A 3,482-nucleotide genomic window follows, 5' to 3' on the forward strand; every position below is an offset into this window, starting at 1 on the left:
CATTAACAGCTCCAGTTGACAACATATGAACCTCATCCATTATATAAACCTTATATTTTGCTTCTTGAGGAGGATATTTTACATCATCTATAATATCCCTAATTTTATCAATACCATTATTTGAAGCTGCATCTAGCTCTGTTACATCTATTGCTAATCCATCATTTATTTTCTTGCACATAGAACATTCATTGCAAGGTTCTCCATCTTTTAAATTTAAACAATTTAATGCCTTTGAAAATACCTTTGCTGTACTAGTCTTTCCTGTTCCTCTTGTGCCGCAAAAAAGATATGCATGAGCAATTCTTTTATTTAATATTTGATTTTTTAAGGTTGTAGTTATATGTTCCTGACCTACTACATCATAAAAATTCCTAGGTCTCCATTCCCTGTATAAAGCCGTATATCCCATGACTTATATCCTTCCTTGCTTGTATTTCTTATAGTTATATTATAGACTAAAGTCTTTTAATTAACAATTAAGTGATAATAATTTACAATTATTAATAAAAAAGTGCCTTGTACATTTTTGTACAATAGCACTATGCTTATTTTATAGAGTATTAATCCAACTTAATAATTTCTCTTTATTTTCTTCTTTCCCTTCATCAAGTATAGCTACTGCTAGTATAGGCAGCCACTCTAATATATCCTGTTTACACTTCTTACATTTATTTAAATATATATCCAAATATAAATCTGCCATTTCTTCATCAACAAAGTTTAAAGACATATAAGTTTTACAAGCATCAGCTTCCTGACTTCCATTTGCCGCCTTAATCCAGTTAATTACAAAATATTCATTCTTATCCTTCATAATATTGAAAGGATTAAAATCGCCATGACATAGGCCTGAACCTCTTGGTAGATTATTTAACTTAGCTAATAATTTGTTTTTTGTTAATTCATCAATAAAATTACTATTCTCTATTTTTTCTTTTAAGCTATCATGTAAATTAAAAGAAAGATGTACTTTTATTTGTTGAATAAATATTTGTAAATCTACCATTATTTCAAGGTAGGAAGCTAAGTTCTCCCTGTCTTGCTTTATGCATTCACCTAAATCCATTCCCTCAATATAATCCATTTTTATAGCCCATTGATTCTCTATTTTTATAACTTCATGAATTTTAGCAACAGGTAAACCTATTTCCTCCATTAAAGAAGCAACAGTTGCTTCATAAAACACAGATGTCTTATCACAACCTGGATTAAATACTTTTATTGCATACTCTTTATTCTTATACACCTTTGATTGATTATCTCTTCCAATAAACTTTCCTATCTCCCTCATTTTTATCCCCTTATATATAGATAATTTACTAATTGCTAACTATAATCAATTATACTATATTTTGTAATTACATTCCTTATTTTTTTATTTTTCTTTTTATTTTTTTATATTTATTTTTATAGATTGCTTTAATAAAATTTTATAGTAAAATTAATATAACTAATGTTAAGGGGGAATTAAATTGAGTTTATACGATAAGCAATACTTAGCAATTATTGAAAACATATTAAAGAATGGATATTATGACAACAATAGAACTGGAATGCCTACTTACAAGCTTCCTCATCAAATAATGCAGTTTGATTTACAAAAAGAATTTCCTATATTAACTACTAAAAAGGTCGCTTTTAAAACAGCTATTAAAGAAATGTTATGGATATATAGGGATCAATCAAATGATGTAACAAAACTTCAGGAACAAAATGTACATATTTGGGATCAATGGGTAGATGAAAATAACACTATAGGAAAAGCTTATGGCTATCAAATAGCAAAGTTTAAGCAAGTTGATAAGCTTATTGACACACTAAAAAATAATCCGCAAGATAGAAGAATGATTATGTCTATGTGGAATATTGAAGATTTACCTGAAATGACATTACAGCCATGTTGTTATCAAACATTATGGGATGTAACAGATGGAAGGCTCAACTGCATGTTAATACAGCGTTCAGGAGACATGCCTTTAGGAGTTCCGTTTAATACTTCTCAATATGCTGTTTTAGTTCATTTAATTGCTCAAGTAACTAATTTAAAACCTGGGTTATTTACTCATGTAATAAATAATGCACATATTTATGAAAATCAAATTGAAGGCATGAAACTTCAGTTAACTAGAAAAGATAAAGACTTTGAAGCACCAAAACTTTGGATAAATCCAGAAATTAAAAACTTTTATGATTTTACAGTAGATGACATTAAGCTTATTGATTATAAACATCACGATCCAATCAAAATGGAGGTATCTGTTTAATGTTATCAATAATTGTTGCTAAAGCAAATAATGATGTTATTGGTGGAGATAATAAACTTTTATGGCATATATCAAAAGATTTAAAGCGATTTAAAGAAATAACAACTGGCCATACAATAATTATGGGAAGAAAAACCTTTGAATCACTGCCAAAAGTTTTACCTAATAGAAAACATATAGTAATAACTAGAGATAAAAACTTTAAAGTTGATTCTGATATGGTTCATATTGTTAATGATATTTCTACTGTTTTAGAAAAGTTTAAAGATTCTGATGAAGAAGCTTTTGTAATTGGTGGTGGAGAAATTTATAAATCATTACTTCCTTATTGTAAAAAAATTTATTTAACAAGAGTTTATAAGAACTTTGAAGGAGATACCATATTCCCTAATCTAGACTTAGAAGATTGGAATATCATAAATAAGTCTGAAATTTTCACTAATGAAAAAGATGATTTAAAATTTGATTTTATTGATTTAATAAGAAAATAAATAATAAAGAAAACGAGGGTTTCCTTTTGGGAAGACCCTCGCTTTCTTTGTCCTATTGTATGTTAATCCTATTGAAGAGTAAGCTTATTTTAATAAATTTTTTACTAAAATCAGTTTATTCCCTATACATTAAAAAAACCCTTCTAACTAGAAAGGTCAGAAAATTTAAAACCGTGCACCTAGCTTTGACAATAATCTATAGACGTTACTATGCAGTTAGCTCTGACAAGATTGATCCATATCACACGCAGTAATTGCTTATCGCTGCTTCCTTCCGGACCTGACGAGGTTCACACACTTACGTCGTATGGGACCTTGCCATCAACACCACTTACATAGGCAGGCTCTATAGACTAAGGCCTAGGCTAGGAATTCAACCCCACTATAGCGGATTGTGGGTTACAGGGCACCGCTAACTCCCCATCTAGCACGGCATTGGCGGAGAGAAGGGGATTTGAACCCCTGATAGAGTTGCCCCTATACACGCTTTCCAGGCGTGCTCCTTCGACCACTCGGACATCTCTCCATAATATATAGCACTATTAAATTAAGCTACTGCTATATATTATCATATACTTTTTTATATTGCAACCTTTATAGCGACAGTAGTTTTTTGTTAATAATGAACTTTTTTTCTTTTTATCCATAGAATTAATATTATTCCAAGAATTATTGATATTAAACTTACAATTTGAGCTGTCCTTAAACCAAAGACCATTAAACT

The 3,482-nt window shown here is 29.7% G+C and carries 4 protein-coding genes, 1 tRNA gene and 1 other RNA gene; 2 read left to right on the forward strand and 4 right to left on the reverse strand.

Going from position 1 to position 3,482, the window contains the following annotated elements; genetic code table 11:
- Both KQI16_RS02420 and KQI16_RS02425 read right to left on the reverse strand, forming a co-directional pair.
- On the reverse strand, positions 1-412 hold a 412-nt coding region (locus KQI16_RS02420; RefSeq protein ID WP_216431955.1), incomplete at its 3' end, for an AAA family ATPase.
- 141 nt (positions 413-553) lie between these two features.
- Positions 554-1,294, reverse strand: a complete 741-nt coding sequence (locus tag KQI16_RS02425; RefSeq protein WP_216431957.1) for a phosphotransferase — start codon at positions 1,292-1,294, stop codon at positions 554-556.
- Positions 1,295-1,475: 181 nt separating this feature from the next.
- Between KQI16_RS02425 and KQI16_RS02430 the strand changes: the two genes are divergently transcribed.
- Positions 1,476-2,267, forward strand: coding sequence for a thymidylate synthase (locus KQI16_RS02430; RefSeq protein WP_216431959.1), 792 nt, complete (start codon positions 1,476-1,478; stop codon positions 2,265-2,267).
- Entirely contained in the window at positions 2,267-2,758 is a 492-nt protein-coding gene (locus tag KQI16_RS02435; RefSeq protein WP_216431961.1) for a dihydrofolate reductase, read from the forward strand. The genes KQI16_RS02430 and KQI16_RS02435 overlap by 1 nt, the downstream gene beginning before the upstream one ends.
- Positions 2,759-2,929: 171 nt before the next feature.
- Here KQI16_RS02435 and ffs read toward each other — a convergent pair.
- Positions 2,930-3,191, reverse strand: an RNA gene (ffs, locus tag KQI16_RS02440) — signal recognition particle sRNA large type.
- Positions 3,192-3,194: 3 nt separating this feature from the next.
- A tRNA-Ser gene (locus KQI16_RS02445) sits at positions 3,195-3,284 on the reverse strand.
- Between the last annotated feature and the right edge of the window lie 198 nt (positions 3,285-3,482).

The sequence above is a fragment of the Caproiciproducens sp. MSJ-32 genome (assembly GCF_018918055.1).
Lineage (GTDB): Bacteria > Bacillota > Clostridia > Clostridiales > Clostridiaceae > Clostridium.